1 protein-coding gene is annotated in these 259 nt (G+C 62.2%); it reads left to right on the plus strand.

Annotated elements, in window-relative coordinates; genetic code table 11:
- A partial coding sequence (locus SB765_RS31030; protein WP_410932676.1) for an AbgT family transporter occupies positions 1-259 on the plus strand: 259 nt, incomplete at both ends.

Below are 259 nucleotides of genomic sequence, written 5' to 3' on the forward strand. Positions count from 1 at the left end.
TGATTGGTGCCGGACTGGCGGAAAAGGTCGGCCTGCTCCATTCGCTGATGGTGAAGATGGCGTCACGCGTCAGCCGCCGTTATGCCAGCTACATGGTGCTGTTTATCGCCTTTTTCAGCCATATCTCCTCGGATGCCGCGCTGGTAGTGATGCCGCCGCTGGGCGCACTAATCTTTCTGGCGGTGGGCCGTCATCCGGTGGCGGGCCTGCTGGCCGCCATTGCCGGTGTGGCCTCCGGCTTTACCGCCAACCTGCTGAT

The sequence above is a fragment of the Pseudomonas sp. SIMBA_067 genome (genome assembly GCF_046534675.1).
Taxonomy (GTDB): domain Bacteria; phylum Pseudomonadota; class Gammaproteobacteria; order Pseudomonadales; family Pseudomonadaceae; genus Aquipseudomonas; species Aquipseudomonas putida.